Here is a 17660-nt window from a genome sequence, read left to right on the forward strand (position 1 = left end):
TTTTGGCACGTACGCGGACAATTAGGCGGAAACCGGTTGCAGAAGCTGGCGTGCCAGGGCATCGGTATCCAGCGGCTGTTCCGGGGCAACCTCCACGACGCCCTCCGCTCCGGTCGGCCATTCCTGCTGCGGGCGTTGCTGCTGCATCACCTGGTAGTCGGCATCGGACGCATCCTTACCGGCCGCAGAGCGTTGCTCGAGGCGTTCCTGCAGGACGCGATCGCTGGCGTGGCAGGCGACGACTGCAAACCCCGCCTGGTGCCGGGTAGCGAGCTGCTGGAAGGGTGCCCGCTGGGCACGGGTCAGGAAGGTCGCGTCGACGATCACGGTGTGCCCCAGCGCCAGCAGGGTGTCCGCGCGGGCGCGCAGGTGGTCGTAGATCTGCCCGCGAGCCTCTTCGCTGTAGGAGACCGCGTCGCCCATGCGCTTGCGCTCGATATCGGAGCGCAGCCGCAGCGCCCCGAGGGCCTCAACGATCTGCGTGCTGATCACGGTCTTGCCGCTGCCGGATACGCCATGCATCAGCACCAGGCGCGGCGCAGACGGCTCGGTCAGGCGTTCGGCGAGTGCGAGATAGCGCCCCATTTCGGCGCGGTGGGCCGCCTGTTCGTCCGAGGGGAGATGCGACTCCTGCGCGTGGATGCCCTGCACCTTGGCGCGGATCAGAGCGCGATAGACCTGATAAAGGGGCAGCAGGCGGAGCCCGGCGATGTCGTCACGACCGTCCAGGTAGGCATTCAGCAAGCGCCAGGCATGCGCCCGGGCCTTGCGTGCCAGCAGGTCCATGGTGGTGAACGCGATCTCGGAGATCACGTCGATCCAGCGCAGCTCGGGATCGAACTCGATCGCATCAAACGCCGCCAGCGTCTCGCCGTTTTCCGGATCGTCGACATACACGATGTTGCCCAGGTGCAGGTCGCCATGCCCGTGGCGGATGAAGCCCTCGCGGTGGCGTGATTCGAGAAGCGGGCCCAGGCGTTCGATTTCGTTCCGGGTCCAGCGCTCCAGCGCCGTGAGCCGGGCCCTGTCGACCTCGCCATGGATCGCTTCGCCCAGGGCCGGGAAGTTGTCGAGCATGGGCTGGGTCGCCGCTTCCGGGGTGCCATGGGGCGAGTCGGCGCCGGCCCGCTCGGTGCGCTCGTGAAAGGCAGCGATGTAGTGGCCCAGTGCCTCCATGGCCTCGGTGGGCAACTGGCCCTGTTCCAGCAGGTTATCCAGTTGCTTGCGGCGATCGAATCGGCGCATGCATACGGCGTAGTCGAGGATCGGGCCTTCGCCATTGATGCGGGGAGCCGAGGCATCTCCGTTCAGGGTCACCACATCGAGATAGATTTGCGGGGCGAGGCGGCGATTCACCTTCAACTCGGTTTCACAGAAGTGCTGACGCGCGTCGAGCGTGGAGAAGTCCAGGAATCCCAGTGCGAGTGGCTTCTTGAATTTGTAGGCATGGTCACCGGCGAGAATGACGGTCGAGATGTGGGTCTCGATGCGCTGCACCTGATCTTTCGTTGGTGTGGGCTCCGGGAATCCCAGCGTCGCAATCAGGGTCTGCAGTTGTTGTTGGTGTTGTTCCAGCGCGCTCATCACGCCTCCATGGGATTGGCAGATCGCGATCGGGTGGACGGGTTTTGTGCCGATTCGTTCCCGGAAACGCGGCATTTGCGGCATGTCTGCTGTTCCCGGTCAGGTTAACATTGGGACTGATCCCTTTCCTTGTGCCGTTTCCAGAAGCCCTCATGCCCCGAAAACGTACGACCCGTTCCCGCCGAGGTGCCCGATCCGGAGGCCTGCGCCGTTTCTTTGGTGCCGGGGTGTGGCTGTTCGCCGGTCTGGTGCTGGCCGGCGTCGGGGTTGGGGCGATCTACGTCGTCTCGCTCGATCAGGAGATTCGCGAGCGCTTCGAGGGCCAGCGCTGGGCCTTGCCGGCGCGCGTCTACGCGCGACCGCTGGAGCTGTACGAGGGTCGGGCGCTAACGCCCCAGGCGTTGGAAACCGAACTGGAGACACTGAACTACCGCAGTAGCGCACAGGGAAGTGGCCCGGGCGAGTATCGCGTGGACGGCAACCGGGTGTCGTTTACCACGCGCCCGTTCACCTTCGGCGACGGTCCGGAACCGGCCCATTCGGTGCGGGTGGATTTCTCAGGTGGAAGGGTGCAGTCCGTCCAGGAGCAGGGGAACGGAGAGCGCGTCGATCTGATGCGGGTCGAGCCCTTGCTGATCGGGAGCATCTACCCGACCCATGGCCAGGATCGCATCCTCGTGGCCATAGACGAGGTGCCACGTGAATTGATCGGTGCACTGCTCGCAATTGAGGATCGTCGCTTCATGTCGCACCGCGGGGTGGACCCGGCGGGGATTGCCCGGGCCGCCATGGCGAATCTGCGCGCGGGGCGGACGGTGCAGGGTGGCAGCACGCTGACGCAGCAGCTGGTCAAGAACTTCTACCTGACACGGGACCAGACCCTGGCGCGCAAGGCGAACGAGGCGGTCATGGCCTTGTTGCTGGAGCGACGCTATTCCAAGCGCGAGATCCTCGAGGCCTATATCAACGAGGTCTACCTGGGCCAGTCGGGCGAGCGCGCGATTCACGGATTCGGCCAGGCGTCCCAGTTCTACTATCAACGTCCGCTGAACGAACTCCGCCTGGACCAGTTGGCGCTTCTGGTAGGGCTCGCCCGCGGTGCCAGCTACTACGACCCCCGGCGTCACCCCCAGCGTGCCGAGGCGCGCCGTGATCAGGTGCTGCGGGCGATGCTGGAGACCGGGCTGGCCGATGCCGACCAGGTCGAGGCCGCGCTCGATACTGAACTCGATGTAACCCCCGTGGTGCCACAGGGCCGCAGCCGATTCCCGGCGTTTCTCGACATGGTGCGCCGCGAGTTGCGCGCTGACTACGCGGACGAAGATCTGCGCAGCGAGGGGCTACGCATCTTCACCACGATGGACCCGGTCGTGCAGCTCACGCTGGAGGAGCGCGTGAAGGCAGGTGTGGATCGGGTGATCGAGCAGCGCGGGTCCAGCCTGGAGCGCCTGCAGGCGGCTGCCGTTGTGACGGATCCCCAGGCGGGGGAAGTGCTCGCGGTGGTCGGGGACCGCGATCCGCAGTATCCCGGCTATAACCGGGCGGTCGAGGCGCAACGTCAGGTCGGGTCGGTACTCAAGCCCTTCGTCTATCTGGCCGCGCTCACGCAACCCGGGCGCTATACGCTAGCAAGTCTGCTGGATGACAGCCCAATGACCATCCAGCTGCCGCATGGCGAACCCTGGACGCCGCGCAACTTCGATCGCGAGCACCGCGGCGACGTGACGGCGTGGGAGGCACTGGTCCAGTCCTACAACGTCGCCACGGTCCAGCTGGCCGAAGAGATCGGTATTTCGCAGCTGATCGACGTGCTGCAGACGCTCGGCTTGCAGCGCACCCCGGCGCCGTTGCCCTCGCTGGCCCTCGGGGCGATCGAGTTGTCGCCACTGGAGGTGGCCGGGCTGTACCAGGCGCTTGCCAATGGCGGCTATGCGACCGGCACCCGCGCGATTCGCGATGTCCTCGATCTCGAGGACGAGGTCCTGTCCCACTACGGGCTGGAATTGCGCGGTGCCGTACCCGATGGGGCGGTCAGCCTGCTGACCCACGCCCTGCATGATGTGACTACCGAGGGGACCGGGCGGCAGATCAGCCAGCGCCTCCCGGGGCGCGTCGTGGCCGGCAAGACCGGCACCACGAACAACTTCCGCGACAGCTGGTTCGCCGGGTTCGATGATCGCCATGTCACGGTGGTCTGGCTGGGGATGGACGACAACGAGGCGACCGGCCTGACCGGAGGGGCGGCCGCCGCCCCCATCTGGGCGGACATAATGGCAGGTCTCGGCGCCCAGTCGCTGCGCCTCGACCGTCATCCGGAGATTGCCTATCAGGCGATTGACCTGAAGTCCGGGCTCCGTGTCGAGCAGGACGACCATGCCTGCGAGGCGGTGAAAACGCTCCCGTTCTGGCAGAATTCCATCCCCGAGAGCCGTGCCGACTGCGACACGGGCCGTACCCCGGATGAGCGGGGCTTTTTCGAGAGATTGTTCCGCTGATGACTTCAACCACCTCCTTACGCTCGAGCCTGCCGTTTCGACCTCGCCCGGTCGCCGCACTGCTGACGGTGCTGTTTCTGGCGGCCTGTGCGGTGCCGGAGACACGGGCCCCGGCCCCCGAGCAGCCGCCGGCGGCCGAGGCACCGGAGCCTGAGGCGATCCCGCACGAGGAGTCGCGCGAGCCTGAACCGGCGGCGGAGCCAGACGCCACGCCGTCGGCCGCGCTGGCCCTGGCCGAGCAGGCTGAAGGCTCGCGCAGCGAGGGGAACCTCGAGCGCGCCGCCCAGCAGCTGGAGCGTGCGCTGCGGATTGCGCCGCGCGATGCCTCGCTGTGGCATCAGATGGCCCACATCCGGCTGGAGCAGGGCAATTACCCGCAGGCGGACCGTCTGGCAGGGCGCTCGCTGCAACTGGGCGGCGAACGGGATCGCTCGCTTGCTCTGGAGAACTGGCGTGTGATCAAGGCCGCGCGCGAGGCGATGGGTGACGAAGAAGGCGTCCGGGAGGCCCAGGAGGCCATTCAGAGGCTGGAAACCGGCGTTGTCTGAGTCCGCCGAATCACCCGCGACGGCCCCATCCGGGTCGGCGGCCGTGCGCGCGCTGAGCCCCGGCGGCGATCTGGCCGAGGCACTGCACGGGTTTCGCCCGCGCGAGCCGCAGCAGCGCATGGCGGCGGCCGTGGAGTTGGCCCTGGGGCAGGCCCCGACTGCATTGCTCGTGGAGGCCGCCACAGGGGTGGGCAAGACCTTTGCGTATCTGGTGCCGGTCCTCCAGTCACGCCGCAAGGCCCTGGTGTCGACGGGCACCAAGACGCTGCAGGACCAGCTCTTCGAACGGGATCTTCCGACCGTATGCGAAGCATTGGGCTATCGCCCGCGCACCGCACTGCTAAAGGGCCGCGCTAACTACCTGTGCCATTACCGCCTGGAACTCGCGGCCGCCGAGGCCGGGGGCCAGACGCAACGTAGCGCGCAGCGCGAGCGCATGCCCGTTATCGAGGCGCTGCGGCAGTTCGCGCGCACCCATGCCACGGGCGATCTGGGACAAGCGGGCATCCTGGCCGAAGACTCGCCCCTGTGGCCGCAGGTGACCTCCACCGTCGACAACTGCCTGGGCAGCGAGTGTCCGCAATACAACGACTGCTTCGTGGTGCAGGCGCGCAAGCGCGCGCAGGACGCCGAAATCGTGGTCGTGAATCACCACCTCCTGCTCGCCGATATGGCGCTGAAGGAAGAGGGTTTCGGCGAGCTCCTGCCGGAGGTGGATGCCGTGATCGTCGACGAGGCCCATCAGCTGCCGGAGATCGCCGGAGCGTTCTTCGGCGTTGCCGTGGGGAGCCGGGCGTTGCGCGACCTGGCGCGCGATGTGCGCCGGGAGCAGGAGCAGGCCGCCCCGGAGATGGTGGTGATCCGCGAGGCTGCGGTCGAGCTTGAGACTGTGGCGAAGAAGCTGCTCGACGCGACACAGGGCATGGAACCGCGCGCCGCCTGGGACGTGGTGAACGAGAAGGGCCGGGTGGAGCCGTCGATCGAGGAGCTGGACGAGGCCCTTTGCGGGTTGAGTGATGCGCTGGCCCCGGCCAACGAGCGCGGACCCGGCCTCGAGCAGGTGCAGGGGCGGGTACTGCTGATGCGGGAACGTCTGCAGACCTGGCGCGAGGACACGCCGGATACCGTAGCCTGGGTGGAGCGCTTCGCGCAGAGTCTGATCCTGCACAGGACGCCGCTGGATGCCGCGCGACCGCTGGCGCAACGGCGGGCCGCGCGCCCGGCTGCCTGGGTCTTCACCTCGGCTACGCTGGCCGTTGGAGAGGACTTCACCCATGCCTCGCGCCGTCTGGGACTGCCCGCGGACGTCGCCCAGGAACGCCTGGAGAGCCCCTTCGACTTTGCCCGGCAGGCCTGCCTGGTGCATCCGCAGCCTCCGCTGCCCAACCCGAACAGCCCCGAATACACGCGCGCCTGTGTCGCCTGGGCCTGGCCTCTGCTGCGTGACAACCCGGGCGGCGGGTTTTTTCTGTTCACCAGCCATCGTGCTCTGCAGGAGGCGGCGGCACTGCTACGGGCCGAGCTGCCCGATCGCGAACTGCTGGTACAGGGCGAGCAGCCCCGTAACGACCTGCTGGCACGGTTTCGCGAGAGTGGTAACGCCTGGTTGCTGGGTGCCCACAGCTTCTGGGAGGGCGTCGATATCCGCGGGGAGGCGCTGTCGGTGGTGATCATCGACCGCCTGCCGTTTGCGGCGCCAAACGACCCGGTGCTGCAAGCCCGCGCGCAGGCCCTGGAGGCCGAAGGGCGTTCGCCGTTCATGGAGTTCAGCCTGCCGCAGGCGGTGCTGGCCCTGAAGCAGGGGGCTGGACGCCTGATTCGTGATGCGGATGACTCCGGCATCCTTGCGATCTGTGATCCCCGGCTGACCGGAAAGTCCTATGGACGCCGGTTCCTGGCCAGCCTTCCACCGTTTTATCGGACGCGGGACCCGATCGCGGCTCTGCAGTTTCTGGCGACCGCACGGGAGCGTGTCGAATGCGACTGATCGCCATCGAGACCTGCACCGAGACGTGCTCCGCCGCGTTGTGGGTGGATGGGGCCCTGGAAAGCGTCGAGGTGCGTGCCCCACGCAAGCATGGCGAACTGATACTCCGGCAGGTGGAGGAGCTGCTGGCGCGGTCGGATATTGCACGCTCGTCCCTGGATGCCGTTGCCGTCGGCCGTGGACCGGGGGCATTTACCGGCGTTCGCCTTGGGCTGGGTGTCGCACAGGGCATGGCCTTTGCCCTGGATTGCCCGGTGCTCCCGATATCGACCCTGCAGGCGCTTGCGCAGCAACTGGTCAGCGAACGGCCCGACTCACCGTCGGGCGAGATCCTTGCGGCCCTCGACGCCCGCATGGGCGAGGTGTACTGGAGTCTGAATACGGTCGTCGAAGGGCGTGCGCAGGCAGCGGCGGAACAGGTCGCGGCGCCCGGACAGATATCCCCCGCCTGGCGTGGCGCACCCGACCGTGGCATCGGTTCCGGTTTTGCCGCCTATCCTGAACTGGGCGAACGCTGCGGATTGGGCGAGGAGCGGCTCTATCCGGACGCACTGCCGCGGGCGCGCGAGGTGGCCATGCTGGCCGTGGATGCATGGGCACGGGGCGAGGCAATTCCGCCCGAACAGGCGCAGCCGGTTTACCTGCGCGATAACGTTGCCGCGCCGCCCAGTCCGCGAGGGGCGAAGACATGACGCCGGTATATCCATGGTCGCCACCGATTACCGGGCGCATGAAAGAGGCCCCGGAAGATTTCTGCGTATTCGAGCTTCCTGCGACCGAACCGGAAGGCAGTGGCGAGCACCTGTGGCTGGAGATCGAAAAGCGGCTGCTCAACACCGAAGATGTCGCCGTCGCGCTGGCGCGGGCTTGCGGGGTGCCGCGCGGCCAGGTGAGCTATGCCGGGCGCAAGGACCGGCAGGCCGTGACGCGGCAGTGGTTCAGCGTGCAGTGCACGGCCGCTGCCGAACCGGACTGGCAAGATCCAGCGACCTTGATACAACGCATGGGCAAGGACGCTGTGGGCGAGGCCCGAGTGCTGCGGGCCGAGCGGCATTCGCGCAAGCTGCGTACCGGACACCTCGCGGGGAACCGTTTTGTCGTCTGGCTGCGGGACGTTGCGGGCGATCGGGACATGGCGGGGCAGATCCTTCGGCGTATCCGGGAGGAGGGGGTCCCGAATTACTTCGGTCAGCAGCGGTTTGGCCGCCGAAACCTGGAACAGGCCGAGCAGTGGCTAAGCGGGGGGAGGGCGCCGCGGGGGCGCAACCAGCGCAGCCTGCTGCTCTCTGCGGCGCGCTCCGCGATCTTCAATGCCGTTCTGGCAGAACGGGTAGCCGACGATTCCTGGGCACGGTTTCTGCCCGGTGACGTGGCGACGTTTCAAGGCTCCGGCAGTGTGTTTGCCGTCCCGGAGGTGACTGCTGATATCGAACAACGCCTGGCGGAGGGGGTGATACACCCGACGGGCCCGCTGTGGGGTCGTGGCGAGCCACTGACGGCGGGCGATGTGCGTGCGCGGGAGGCAGAGTGTGCCGGTCGTTTCGAGAGCCTGGCGTCCGGTCTGGAGGCCCAGGGCGTGAAGTCGGCACGCCGTGCCCTGCGCATGCTTCCGGGGTCACTCGGTTTCGAGTGGCAGGGGAATGACCTGCGGCTTGAGCTGGAACTTGGCCCCGGCGAGTACGCGACCAGCGTCATCGACGCATTGATGGACAGCGCACCGAAAGCGGATACCCCCTAGGGAGCGGCCGCGCTCAGGCGGAGCGGGCCTCGGTCTGCTTGAGCTTCTGTTCGGCTTTCTCGGCGCGCTGCTCGGCCTCGACCCGGGCCGTGATGTCTTTCTGGATACCGATGTAGTAGGTCAGATGGTCTTCGTCGTTGAACACCGGCGTAAGCGAAAGCTCGTTCCAGAACTGCGAGCCATCCTTGCGGTAGTTGCGCAGTGTGACGCGGCAGGGACGGTTCTCCTGGATTGAAGCTCGGATCTCAGCGATTGCCTCCTGATCGGTATCGCCCCCCTGCAGGAAGCGGCAATCACGGTAGAGGATCTCCTCGGAGCGATAGCCGGTCAGTTCTTCGAAGGCGCGATTGACGTAGATCAGGATGTTGTCATCGCCTTCGCGTTCGGCGATTACGACACCGTCGTTGGAGGCGTCTATCGCGAGGGCCAGGAGTTCGGCATCAATCGTTCGCGTCATAGTTCGGTCACGTTCGTGTTCGGGTCTGGCGGGCGGGACCGTCCTTCAGGGGGATGCCCGTGTTTGAGAATCAAGTGTCTCGAAAATATCACGAATGTGCCCCCTCGCGGGGCATTTTTTGCGCCGGACACGAAAAAGGCCGCCCGGAGGCGGCCTTTCAGGGGGCGAGATGCCCGCTGGATTACATCTCTTGCGTGATAGTGAATGCACCGCGGACGTCGCCTTCGCTGTACCCGGTTGCCTGGTCATCCGGATACAGACGCTCGAGCGCGTGCTTGACGTCGCTACCAATGTCCGAACCGTGGCAGGCCAGGCAAGCACCGCCGGTCGGAATCGCCGCCATGAAGCGGAAACGGGCGCCATCGTCGCCCTCGACCACTTCGTGGCGCGGAGCAAGCTCGTTGGCGGGGGTGCCGTCGGCATGCTGGGACTGGAAATGCTCCAGCTGGATGCGTTCCCATTCGTCCGGACTGTTGTCAGGGTTGCGGATCTTCAGGCTCGTGCGACCGACTTCCCAGCCGGTGTCGGCCGCAATCTCGTCCGCAATTTCGGGAGCCCGCTGGTTGCAGACCTCAATGGCTTGGGTCGGCCCGCCTTCTTCCATGGCGGCGACCAGTTCCCCCTGGAGAGTGCTTGCGAACTGTTCGATCGCCGCTCGAGTTTCGGCGATGCGTTCTTGCAGTTCTGCTTCGGTCATTTCTTTTGCGTGATCGTCGCCAAGGGCGTGTCCGCTAGTGCTGACGAACGCGGCCAAGCCAAGGGCGATCGGGGCTAGCTTCCAATTCTTCATGAACAGGACCTCCCAATGCAGTGTCCGTTGCGTCCCGTAGAACTGTACAAGACTTGTACAGAGCATGGTACGGATTACCGAAGATTGCAAGGACTGGCGTAGGAAAAACGTGAACCAGTCCCGCGCTGAATCCCCAGCCTGGAATCAGTCTAAGCCCAAGAATCAGCGAATGGGAATATGTGACTTAAGTATAGCTGGTGGGCGTGGTAATGCGCGTGCTAGCGCTGCGCTTTCGGCCGCTTCAGGAGGACATACACGGCGCCCGTACCACCATCGGCGGGCGGCGCGGAGCAGAACGCCAGCACGTCGTGGCGCTGGCGCAGCCAGTGATCCGTGAGCCCCTTCAGGACGGGTCCTTTTTGCCGCGAGCGCATGCCCTTCCCATGCACCACACGGACGCAGAGGCGCCCATGCGCGCGGGCTTGATCGAGAAACTGCCCGATCGCCTGTCGCGCCTCGTCCGCGAACATGCCGTGCATGTCGAGTTCATCTTCCACGCGGTAGTGGCCACTGCGAAGTTTACGAAAAATGCGGTGGCTGATGCCGTCGCGGGCATAGCGCAGCTCGTCACCCGGCTGGAGCTCGGAGGCGCCGATCGGATCGCTGAGCCAGTCGGAATGGGCGGCCGCCTCGTCGCGGTCACGTTGATGGGCGCGGGCAGGGGGGCGCGGCTTGCCGGTGTCGGCCTGGTCATGGTGCAGGCGTCGCACATCGCCAATCGCACGCAGGAATTCGTCCGCGTCATCGGGCATATCGTTGGGATCATCACCGGAGTTCATGGCAGGATACTCGCGTTTTCCGTGGCGTGGACGGAGAAGAACCTCAGGCAGACGGTGAGGTTCGTGACCGCGCTCGGTGTTCCGAATCCAGTATATTAGGCCACTTCCCAGCGACCCCAATCCGAATGCGCATTCTGGTAAGCAACGACGATGGTATCCATGCGCCCGGCATCCAGTGCCTGGCCAAATGTCTGCGTGAAGTCGCGGAGGTGCGGGTTGTGGCGCCGGATCGTGACCGCAGCGGTGCGTCCAACAGCCTGACGCTGGTGCGTCCGGTGCGAGCACGGGAAGTGGGGCATGACGGGATTCAGGTGGACGGGACGCCGACGGACTGTGTGCATCTCGCATTGACCGGCCTGCTGGGCGAGTGGGAGCCGGATGTCGTGATCTCCGGGATCAACTCCGGTGCCAATATGGGTGACGATGTGCTGTATTCCGGCACCGTCGCCGCAGCGATGGAAGGGCGTTTCCTGGGTTTGCCGGCTATTGCGGTCTCGCTCGTCGGCACGGACCTCACGAACTATGACGCGGCCGGCCGTATCGTGCTGGATCTGCTGGACCGGATTCATCGCGTTCCCCTGCCGGCCGCGACGATCCTGAACGTCAATGTCCCCGATCTGCCGCGTGACGAGATCCGCGGTGTACAGGCGACACGCCTGGGTAACCGGCACCGGGCCGAGCCGATGATCGCGGACGCCGATCCGCGTGGGCGACCGATCTACTGGGTGGGCCCGGCGGGGTCGGAACAGGACGCCGGGCCGGGTACGGATTTTCATGCGGTGCGAGAGGGCTATGTGTCGGTGACTCCTATTCAGGTGGACTTAACGCGTTACGACGCCATCGATACGGTGGGCCGCTGGCTGGAGGATGCAACGCCCGGGAGCCATCATGGTTCCTGATGCGCGCGGGGCCGGTTTGACGTCGGGCCGAGCAAGAGAACGACTGATCCGCTTGCTGGAAGGTCAGGGTATCCATGACCGCCGGGTGCTCGAGGCCGTTCGCGATGTCCCTCGCCACTTGTTTGTCGAGGAGGCGCTGAGCCATCGGGCTTACGAGAACATCGCGCTGCCTATCGGGCATCGTCAGACGATCTCGCAACCGTTTATTGTCGCGCGCATGACCGAGGCCCTGCTGGAGGGCGGTCCTGTGAGCACGGTGCTGGAGATTGGCACCGGGTCCGGCTATCAGGCGGCCGTTCTCGCCAAGCTCGTGGACCGCGTCTACTCCGTCGAACGCATCCAGGCGCTCAGCCGCAACGCGCGGGAGCTGTTAAGCCGCCTGGGGATCAACAACGTGAACCTGCGGCACGGCGATGGGGCGGAAGGCTGGCCCGAGCGCGCGCCGTTCGACGGCATCATCCTGACCGCCGCACCGCACAACGTTCCGGAGACCCTGCTGACACAGCTGGCCCTCAACGGCCGTCTGGTAGCCCCTGTGGAGGGACCGGACGGGCGCCAGCAACTGGTGCGCTATACGCGGACCGAAGAGGCCTATGTGCGCGATATCCTCGATGCGGTCATGTTCGTTCCTATGTTACCCGGGGCCGAGCAGTGAGGTGGGCGGGTGCCGAGGCGTGATGTCTGCAGCCACCGGGGATCGGCATGAAGCTGTTTGAGCCGTTGTACGATCGGGTCATGCAGTGGTCCCGCCACCGTCATGCCCCGCGCTACCTGGCGACACTGTCGTTTGCCGAATCCTCCTTTTTTCCAGTGCCACCGGATGTCATGCTGGCGCCGATGGCGGCCGCCCGACCACGGGCGGCCTGGCGCCTCGCCGCCCTGACGACGATCTTCTCCGTACTGGGCGGCTTGCTGGGGTATCTGATCGGGTGGGCCGCGTTCGAATGGATTGGACCATGGCTGGAACGCTGGGGATACGGCGGCGAGATCGCGCAGGCCGAGGCCTGGTTTGCCGTCTGGGGCGTGTGGGTGGTGCTGATCGCCGGGTTCTCGCCCATCCCGTACAAGCTGTTCACGGTGACCGCCGGGGCCCTGTCGATGGCCCTGATCCCATTCGTGATTGCATCGCTGATCGGGAGGGGGCTGCGGTTCTTCCTGGTCGCACTCGTGATGGCCTGGGCGGGGCCTCGAGCCGAGCAGCACCTGCGGCCCTATATGGAACGTATTGGCTGGGCAGGTGTGGTCGTGCTGCTGGGCGCGATGGTGATCGTGCTGTTGATGGAATGACGCCTTGAGTCGGCGATTCTTGCAAACGCTCATGCTGGTGGCCATCGCGGGCCTGGTTGTCGCTTTGGTCAGCGGTTGCGCGACACGTGCCCCCAGCGGCAGCAGCGACACGTCGCGTGCCAGTGGCCCGGTGCCTGCGACCCATACGGTTCAGCGCGAAGAAACCCTTTACCGCATTGCCCACCGCTACGGTCTGGACTGGCGTGAAGTCGCCCAGCGCAACGCGATTAGCGCGCCGTACATCATCTACCCCGGGCAGGAACTGCGTCTGCGCGGGGCTGCGCGCTCGTCGCCGCCGCAGGCCCCACGCCAGCAGCGGCAGGAATCCTCAACCGCGAGCAGCAGTGACGGTGATAGTGGTGCATCGCGGGAAGCCGCGCGCTCGGATCCACCGCCGGATGACCCGGGTGGGTGGCGTTGGCCGGCGGATGGCGACGTCCTTCGTGGTTTCTCCAGCAGCGGAACGCGGCGAGGGCTCGCGATTGGCGGAGAACGCGGCGACGAGGTGCGGGCGACGCGGTCCGGAGAGGTGGTCTATGCAGGTGGCGGCCTCGTGGGGTATGGTCGACTGATCATCTTGAAACACGACGCGCGCTTTCTGAGCGCCTATGGCCACAACGACGAGCTCCTGGTCTCCGAAGGGGATCAGGTCGAGGCCGGCGAGACGATAGCGCGTCTGGGTTCATCGGGTGCGGAGCGCCCAATGCTGCACTTCGAGATACGGGTAGACGGAACACCCGTGGATCCGACCCGATATCTGCCGGATCGCTAGATAGAAAAGGGAGTACAGGGCATCCATGGCTAAATCCCGGAAGCCGGTCGATTCCGCACTGGACGAAGAACACCTGATGGATGACGGAACCGGTCAGTCGGGTGAGGAGAATCCTGCCGAACACCTCGGCGCGAACGGCGATCCTCTGGCGACTGGAGAGAGTCCCGAAGAGGTCGAGGTCCCGCCCCCGGAAGACGAGAAGGAACTCTCCCCGGAACAGGATGTTCCAGTACGCCCCCGAACACTGCGCGATGCCCGGCCGGCCGAGCTCGACGCCATCCAGATTTACCTGCGTGACATTGAATACCGGCCCCTGCTGACCCCCGAAGAAGAGCGCAAGTACGCGCGCCTGGCCCGTGATGGCGACGAATCCGGGCGGCGCCGCATGATCGAGTGCAACCTTCGGCTGGTGGTGAAGATCGCGCGGCGCTACCTGAATCGCGGTCTGCCGCTCCTGGATCTGATCGAGGAGGGCAATCTGGGCCTGATGCACGCGGTGGAGAAATTCGACCCCGAACGCGGTTTTCGGTTCTCGACCTACGCGACGTGGTGGATCCGGCAGACGATCGAGCGCGCCCTGATGAACCAGGGGCGCACGATTCGCATCCCGGTGCATGTCAGCAAGGAGCTGCGGATGCACGCGCGGATCGCCCGCAACCTGACGCAGGAACTGGGCCGTGACCCCACCGAGGAAGAGCTGGCCCAGCGCCTGGGCAAGCCCGTGGCCGAGATCCAGAAACTCCGGGCGATGTCGGAGCCGTCGACCTCCATGGACCTGCCGCCCGGGCCGGACGGCGAACGTTCGCTTACGGATATCCTGGCGGACGTGAATGCGCAGGAGCCGTCGTCGCTGCTGGAGGATCAGGACATTCAGCACCTGGTGGACGAGTGGCTGGGTGAACTGGATTACAAGCAGCGCGAGGTGCTTGTGCGACGCTTCGGGTTGCATGGATTCGAGCGTTCGACCCTGGAGCAGGTGGGGGCCGAGATCGGCGTGACACGCGAACGGGTGCGCCAGATTCAGATGGATGCCCTGAAGCGCTTGCGGCGTTTGCTTGAGTCACGCGGTATGAAGGGCGACGAGGTACTGCCCAACTCCTGACGGCGAGGTGCCGTAAGGCTAAACTCGGTCGCCGCCGTCGATGATCAGGGCGGCCGCCACCTCGCGACCCTCGGCCATGATCAGGTTGTAGGTCCGGCAGGCGGCAGCGGTATCCATGATCTCCACGCCAAATCCTTCGCGGCGCAAATGCCGCCATACGGCCCGGTCCGGAAAGCGTTGCACCTCGCCGGTACCGATCAGCAGCACCTCCGGGGGATGATCGATCACGGGTTGCAGGTGTTCGACCGCCAGCGCGTCGACGGAATCGACCGGCCAGTCTTGCTGCAGCGCATTCGGGCGCACGATCAGGCTGCGGGTGTACCCCACCTGGTTGATCCCCACCGCACCCGACTCGTAGCCGGTCACGATGTAGGTCTCTTCGCTGGTGACTTCGGAGAACAGCATGCGCTACACGCTACCCCGCGCGCGAGGCAGGCTCAAGATCAGGCATTTGTAGCCGGGCCAGTTTGGTGCCCGATTCGTTGACAGAGGCGGGCCCGGGTTATACTTTGGCGCGCTTTCCGGTGCGGTATTCAAGGGGATTCCGCGGCGTCTCCCCGACCTGCTGCCGGCTCGCTTGGCCCAACCAGGACCTGACCTGTGACCGACGTCTTTCCCCGTATCGAGCGCCTCCCGCCCTACGTCTTCAACATCGTGAACCAGTTGAAGGCCGAGGCGCGTGCCCGCGGCGAGGACATTATCGACTTCGGTATGGGTAATCCGGACCAGCCGACCCCGCGTCACATCGTCGACAAGCTCTGCGAGGCCGCGCAGCGCGGCGATACGCATCGCTATTCGGTGTCCAAGGGCATTCCGCGGCTGCGCAGGGCGATTACGCGCTGGTACAAGAGCGAATTCGATGTGGAGCTGGACCCGGAGACCGAGGCGATCGTGACCATCGGGTCCAAGGAAGGTCTCGCGCATCTGGCGCTGGCCACCCTGGGGCCCGGGGACGCGGTGCTGGTTCCGAATCCCGCCTATCCGATCCACCCTTATGGCTGCGTGATTGCCGGGGCGGACGTACGCCATGTGCCGCTGACGCCGGACGTCGACTTCTTCGCCGAGCTGGAGCGGGCGATTCAGGACTCCTGGCCGAAGCCGAAGATGCTGATCCTGAACTTCCCGGCCAACCCGACCACGCAGTGCGTGGACCGGGACTTCTTCGAACGGGTCGTGGCGATTTGCAAGGAGCATGGCATCTGGATCGTGCACGATCTTGCCTATGCCGAGATCAGCTTCGATGGCTACAAGGCCCCTTCGATTCTGGAAGTGCCGGGTGCGAAGGATATCGCGGTCGAGTTTTACACCCTGTCCAAGACCTACAACATGCCGGGCTGGCGAGTCGGTTTCATGTGCGGCAACCCGACGTTGGTAGCCGCACTGGCGCGCATCAAGTCCTATCTGGATTACGGCACCTTCACGCCGATCCAGGTCGCCGCGATCGCCGCGCTGGAGGGTCCGCAGGACTGCGTCGACGAGATTCGCGAGCTTTATCGTTCTCGCCGCGACGTGCTGTGCGAGGGGCTCGGCAAGCTGGGCTGGCATGTGGAGAAGCCGAAGGCGACCATGTTCGTTTGGGCGCCGATCCCGGATGCCTATCGCGAGATGGGGTCGCTCGAGTTCGCCAAGAAGCTGTTGCGGGACGCCAAGGTCGCGGTCTCGCCGGGCGTTGGTTTCGGCAACTACGGCGACGACTTCGTGCGCTTCAGCCTGATCGAGAACGAACAGCGCACGCGGCAGGCCCTGCGCGGGATCAAGGCCATGTTCCGCGCGGACTCGATCCTGGCGGATGCCACCGTCGAGCCGACCGAGCCGACCGAGCCGGCTCGGGGCGAATAGCAATCAAGCACTCATTCGGGCGGTAGCGCCCGCACGCAGACAAGACAAGGCTTTTATGACGCCGGTAAAGATTGGAATCCTGGGGCTGGGCACGGTTGGCTGTGGCACCGTCAATGTGCTGGACCGTAACGGAATCGAGATCGCGCGCCGGGCTGGCCGTGGCATCCAGGTGGTCGCAGCCGCCGCGCGTGATATCAAGCGTGAGCGCGACTGCGATTGCTCGCAGATCCGCCTGACCACGGACCCGGCGGCGGTCGTCAATGACCCGGAGGTTGAGGTCGTTGTCGAACTGATGGGCGGCACTGACCCGGCGCTGAACCTGGTGCTGGCCGCAATCGACGCCGGCAAGCATGTGGTCACCGCGAACAAGGCCCTGATCGCCCTGCACGGCAACACCATCTTCCAGCGCGCCCAGGAGAAGGGCGTGATGGTCGCGTTCGAGGCTGCGGTGGCCGGGGGTATCCCGATTATCAAGGCCATCCGCGAGGGCCTGGCCGGCAACCAGATCGAGTGGCTCGCCGGGATCATCAATGGGACCGGCAACTTCATCCTGACGGAGATGCGTGACAAGGGCCGCGACTTCGACGATGTGCTCGCCGAAGCCCAGGCGCTCGGTTATGCCGAGGCCGACCCGACCTTCGACGTGGAGGGCATCGATGCCGCCCACAAGCTGGCGATCCTGGCGTCCATCGCCTTCGGTATCCCGCTGCAGTTCGACCGGGTTGCGGTCGAGGGCATCAGCAATATCACCCGCGAGGACGTCGGTTTCGCCGCCGAACTGGGCTACCGCATCAAGCATCTGGGGATTGCCCGGCGCACCGACAAGGGCTACGAACTGCGCGTGCACCCGACCCTGATCCCGGAGCGCCGGCTGATCGCCAACGTCGACGGCGTGATGAACGCGGTGCTGGTCAATGCCGACGCGGTGGGCCCGACGCTGTACTACGGCGCGGGTGCCGGTGCCGAGGCCACCGCCTCGGCGGTGGTGGCCGATCTGGTCGACGTCGTGCGCGCCCTGACCACGGACCCCGAGAACCGGGTCCCGCATCTCGCCTTCCAGCCGGATGCCCTGTCGGACAAGCCGGTGCTGGATCTGTCCGAGGTGGAGACGTCCTTTTATCTGCGCCTGCGTACCCAGGACCGTCCGGGCGTGCTGGCCGATATCACCCGTATCCTGGGCGAGCACGGCATCAGTATCGAGGCGATCCTGCAACGCGAGCCGGATGCGGAGCGCGGCGAGGCCACGATCATCATGCTGACGCACAAGGTCCGCGAGGGCGCGATGAACGAGGCGATCGCCGCGCTCGAGGCGCTGGATCACCTGCTAACCCCGATTACTCGTATCCGCATGGAAGCGCTGGGCCGCTAGGCTCCGAGTTTCCT

General features: G+C 65.7%; 17 protein-coding genes. 12 read left to right on the forward strand and 5 right to left on the reverse strand.

Features of this window, described 5'->3' with window-relative positions; translation table 11 throughout:
- Positions 1 to 21: 21 nt before the first annotated feature.
- A complete protein-coding gene (locus F466_RS0108545) occupies positions 22 to 1584 on the reverse strand; it encodes a bifunctional aminoglycoside phosphotransferase/ATP-binding protein (RefSeq protein ID WP_018993888.1) in 1563 nt (520 codons plus the stop codon).
- Between the two features lie 152 nt (positions 1585 to 1736).
- On the opposite strand from F466_RS0108545, the gene mrcB reads away from it, so the two are divergent.
- The 5 genes from mrcB to truD are packed head-to-tail and all read left to right on the forward strand — an operon-like array spanning position 1737 to position 8352.
- Positions 1737 to 4079, forward strand: coding sequence for a penicillin-binding protein 1B (gene mrcB, locus F466_RS0108550; RefSeq protein ID WP_156820966.1), 2343 nt, complete (start codon positions 1737 to 1739; stop codon positions 4077 to 4079).
- Positions 4079 to 4627 carry a tetratricopeptide repeat protein gene (locus F466_RS0108555; protein WP_018139387.1) on the forward strand — a complete coding sequence of 183 codons (549 nt, stop codon included), beginning with the start codon at positions 4079 to 4081 and terminating at the stop codon, positions 4625 to 4627. Before mrcB ends, F466_RS0108555 begins: the two co-directional genes overlap by 1 nt.
- A 43-nt stretch (positions 4628 to 4670) precedes the next feature.
- Positions 4671 to 6614, forward strand: a complete 1944-nt coding sequence (locus tag F466_RS0108560; protein WP_018993889.1) for an ATP-dependent DNA helicase — start codon at positions 4671 to 4673, stop codon at positions 6612 to 6614.
- Entirely contained in the window at positions 6605 to 7306 is a 702-nt protein-coding gene (gene tsaB, locus F466_RS0108565) for a tRNA (adenosine(37)-N6)-threonylcarbamoyltransferase complex dimerization subunit type 1 TsaB (protein WP_018993890.1), read from the forward strand. The genes F466_RS0108560 and tsaB overlap by 10 nt, the downstream gene beginning before the upstream one ends.
- On the forward strand, positions 7303 to 8352 hold the full coding sequence (gene truD / locus F466_RS0108570) for a tRNA pseudouridine(13) synthase TruD (protein ID WP_081622320.1): 1050 nt from the start codon (positions 7303 to 7305) through the stop codon (positions 8350 to 8352). Before tsaB ends, truD begins: the two co-directional genes overlap by 4 nt.
- Positions 8353 to 8365: 13 nt before the next feature.
- On the opposite strand, the gene F466_RS0108575 is transcribed toward truD, so the two are convergent.
- From F466_RS0108575 to F466_RS0108585, 3 genes are all read right to left on the reverse strand, one after another.
- Positions 8366 to 8809 (reverse strand): PAS sensor domain-containing protein, encoded by a 444-nt coding sequence (locus F466_RS0108575; RefSeq protein WP_018139391.1) that lies wholly within the window; start codon positions 8807 to 8809, stop codon positions 8366 to 8368.
- A 181-nt stretch (positions 8810 to 8990) separates the two neighbouring features.
- A complete protein-coding gene (locus tag F466_RS0108580) occupies positions 8991 to 9599 on the reverse strand; it encodes a DUF3365 domain-containing protein (RefSeq protein ID WP_038038771.1) in 609 nt (202 codons plus the stop codon).
- Between the two features lie 218 nt (positions 9600 to 9817).
- Positions 9818 to 10378 (reverse strand): Smr/MutS family protein, encoded by a 561-nt coding sequence (locus tag F466_RS0108585; protein WP_018139393.1) that lies wholly within the window; start codon positions 10376 to 10378, stop codon positions 9818 to 9820.
- Between the two features lie 125 nt (positions 10379 to 10503).
- On the opposite strand from F466_RS0108585, the gene surE reads away from it, so the two are divergent.
- The 5 genes from surE to rpoS are packed head-to-tail and all read left to right on the forward strand — an operon-like array spanning position 10504 to position 14438.
- Positions 10504 to 11277, forward strand: a complete 774-nt coding sequence (gene surE, locus F466_RS0108590; RefSeq protein WP_018139394.1) for a 5'/3'-nucleotidase SurE — start codon at positions 10504 to 10506, stop codon at positions 11275 to 11277.
- The gene (locus tag F466_RS0108595; RefSeq protein ID WP_026182228.1) at positions 11267 to 11932 is read left to right on the forward strand and encodes a protein-L-isoaspartate(D-aspartate) O-methyltransferase; all 666 of its coding nucleotides are present in this window, start codon (positions 11267 to 11269) and stop codon (positions 11930 to 11932) included. The genes surE and F466_RS0108595 overlap by 11 nt, the downstream gene beginning before the upstream one ends.
- Before the next feature lie 47 nt (positions 11933 to 11979).
- Entirely contained in the window at positions 11980 to 12564 is a 585-nt protein-coding gene (locus F466_RS0108600) for a YqaA family protein (protein WP_018139396.1), read from the forward strand.
- Positions 12565 to 12595: 31 nt separating this feature from the next.
- Positions 12596 to 13336 (forward strand): peptidoglycan DD-metalloendopeptidase family protein, encoded by a 741-nt coding sequence (locus tag F466_RS0108605; RefSeq protein WP_018139397.1) that lies wholly within the window; start codon positions 12596 to 12598, stop codon positions 13334 to 13336.
- 25 nt (positions 13337 to 13361) lie between these two features.
- Complete coding sequence (gene rpoS, locus F466_RS0108610; RefSeq protein ID WP_018139398.1) at positions 13362 to 14438, forward strand: RNA polymerase sigma factor RpoS; 1077 nt, start codon at positions 13362 to 13364, stop codon at positions 14436 to 14438.
- Between the two features lie 18 nt (positions 14439 to 14456).
- On the opposite strand, the gene F466_RS0108615 is transcribed toward rpoS, so the two are convergent.
- Positions 14457 to 14843 carry an Mth938-like domain-containing protein gene (locus F466_RS0108615; RefSeq protein ID WP_018993892.1) on the reverse strand — a complete coding sequence of 129 codons (387 nt, stop codon included), beginning with the start codon at positions 14841 to 14843 and terminating at the stop codon, positions 14457 to 14459.
- 195 nt (positions 14844 to 15038) lie between these two features.
- Here F466_RS0108615 and alaC point away from each other — a divergent pair, with 195 nt between their 5' ends.
- Both alaC and F466_RS0108625 read left to right on the forward strand, forming a co-directional pair.
- Positions 15039 to 16277 carry an alanine transaminase gene (alaC, locus tag F466_RS0108620; RefSeq protein ID WP_018993893.1) on the forward strand — a complete coding sequence of 413 codons (1239 nt, stop codon included), beginning with the start codon at positions 15039 to 15041 and terminating at the stop codon, positions 16275 to 16277.
- 55 nt (positions 16278 to 16332) lie between these two features.
- On the forward strand, positions 16333 to 17646 hold the full coding sequence (locus F466_RS0108625; protein ID WP_018993894.1) for a homoserine dehydrogenase: 1314 nt from the start codon (positions 16333 to 16335) through the stop codon (positions 17644 to 17646).
- Positions 17647 to 17660 lie beyond the last annotated feature (14 nt).

The sequence above is a fragment of the Thioalkalivibrio sp. ALgr1 genome (assembly GCF_000378285.1).
Classification (GTDB): Bacteria; Pseudomonadota; Gammaproteobacteria; order Ectothiorhodospirales; family Ectothiorhodospiraceae; genus Thioalkalivibrio.

Coding starts and splice junctions, on each gene's coding strand:
- F466_RS0108605 (WP_018139397.1), top strand. CDS start 12,596: ATGCTGGTGGCCATCGCGGGCCTGGTTGTCGCTTTGGTCAGCGGTTGC.
- surE (WP_018139394.1), top strand. CDS start 10,504: ATGCGCATTCTGGTAAGCAACGACGATGGTATCCATGCGCCCGGCATC.
- F466_RS0108615 (WP_018993892.1), bottom strand. CDS start 14,843: ATGCTGTTCTCCGAAGTCACCAGCGAAGAGACCTACATCGTGACCGGC.
- F466_RS0108625 (WP_018993894.1), top strand. CDS start 16,333: ATGACGCCGGTAAAGATTGGAATCCTGGGGCTGGGCACGGTTGGCTGT.
- F466_RS0108545 (WP_018993888.1), bottom strand. CDS start 1,584: ATGAGCGCGCTGGAACAACACCAACAACAACTGCAGACCCTGATTGCG.
- F466_RS0108585 (WP_018139393.1), bottom strand. CDS start 10,378: ATGAACTCCGGTGATGATCCCAACGATATGCCCGATGACGCGGACGAA.
- F466_RS0108580 (WP_038038771.1), bottom strand. CDS start 9,599: ATGAAGAATTGGAAGCTAGCCCCGATCGCCCTTGGCTTGGCCGCGTTC.
- rpoS (WP_018139398.1), top strand. CDS start 13,362: ATGGCTAAATCCCGGAAGCCGGTCGATTCCGCACTGGACGAAGAACAC.
- mrcB (WP_156820966.1), top strand. CDS start 1,737: ATGCCCCGAAAACGTACGACCCGTTCCCGCCGAGGTGCCCGATCCGGA.
- F466_RS0108555 (WP_018139387.1), top strand. CDS start 4,079: ATGACTTCAACCACCTCCTTACGCTCGAGCCTGCCGTTTCGACCTCGC.
- F466_RS0108575 (WP_018139391.1), bottom strand. CDS start 8,809: ATGACGCGAACGATTGATGCCGAACTCCTGGCCCTCGCGATAGACGCC.
- tsaB (WP_018993890.1), top strand. CDS start 6,605: ATGCGACTGATCGCCATCGAGACCTGCACCGAGACGTGCTCCGCCGCG.
- F466_RS0108600 (WP_018139396.1), top strand. CDS start 11,980: ATGAAGCTGTTTGAGCCGTTGTACGATCGGGTCATGCAGTGGTCCCGC.
- F466_RS0108595 (WP_026182228.1), top strand. CDS start 11,267: ATGGTTCCTGATGCGCGCGGGGCCGGTTTGACGTCGGGCCGAGCAAGA.
- truD (WP_081622320.1), top strand. CDS start 7,303: ATGACGCCGGTATATCCATGGTCGCCACCGATTACCGGGCGCATGAAA.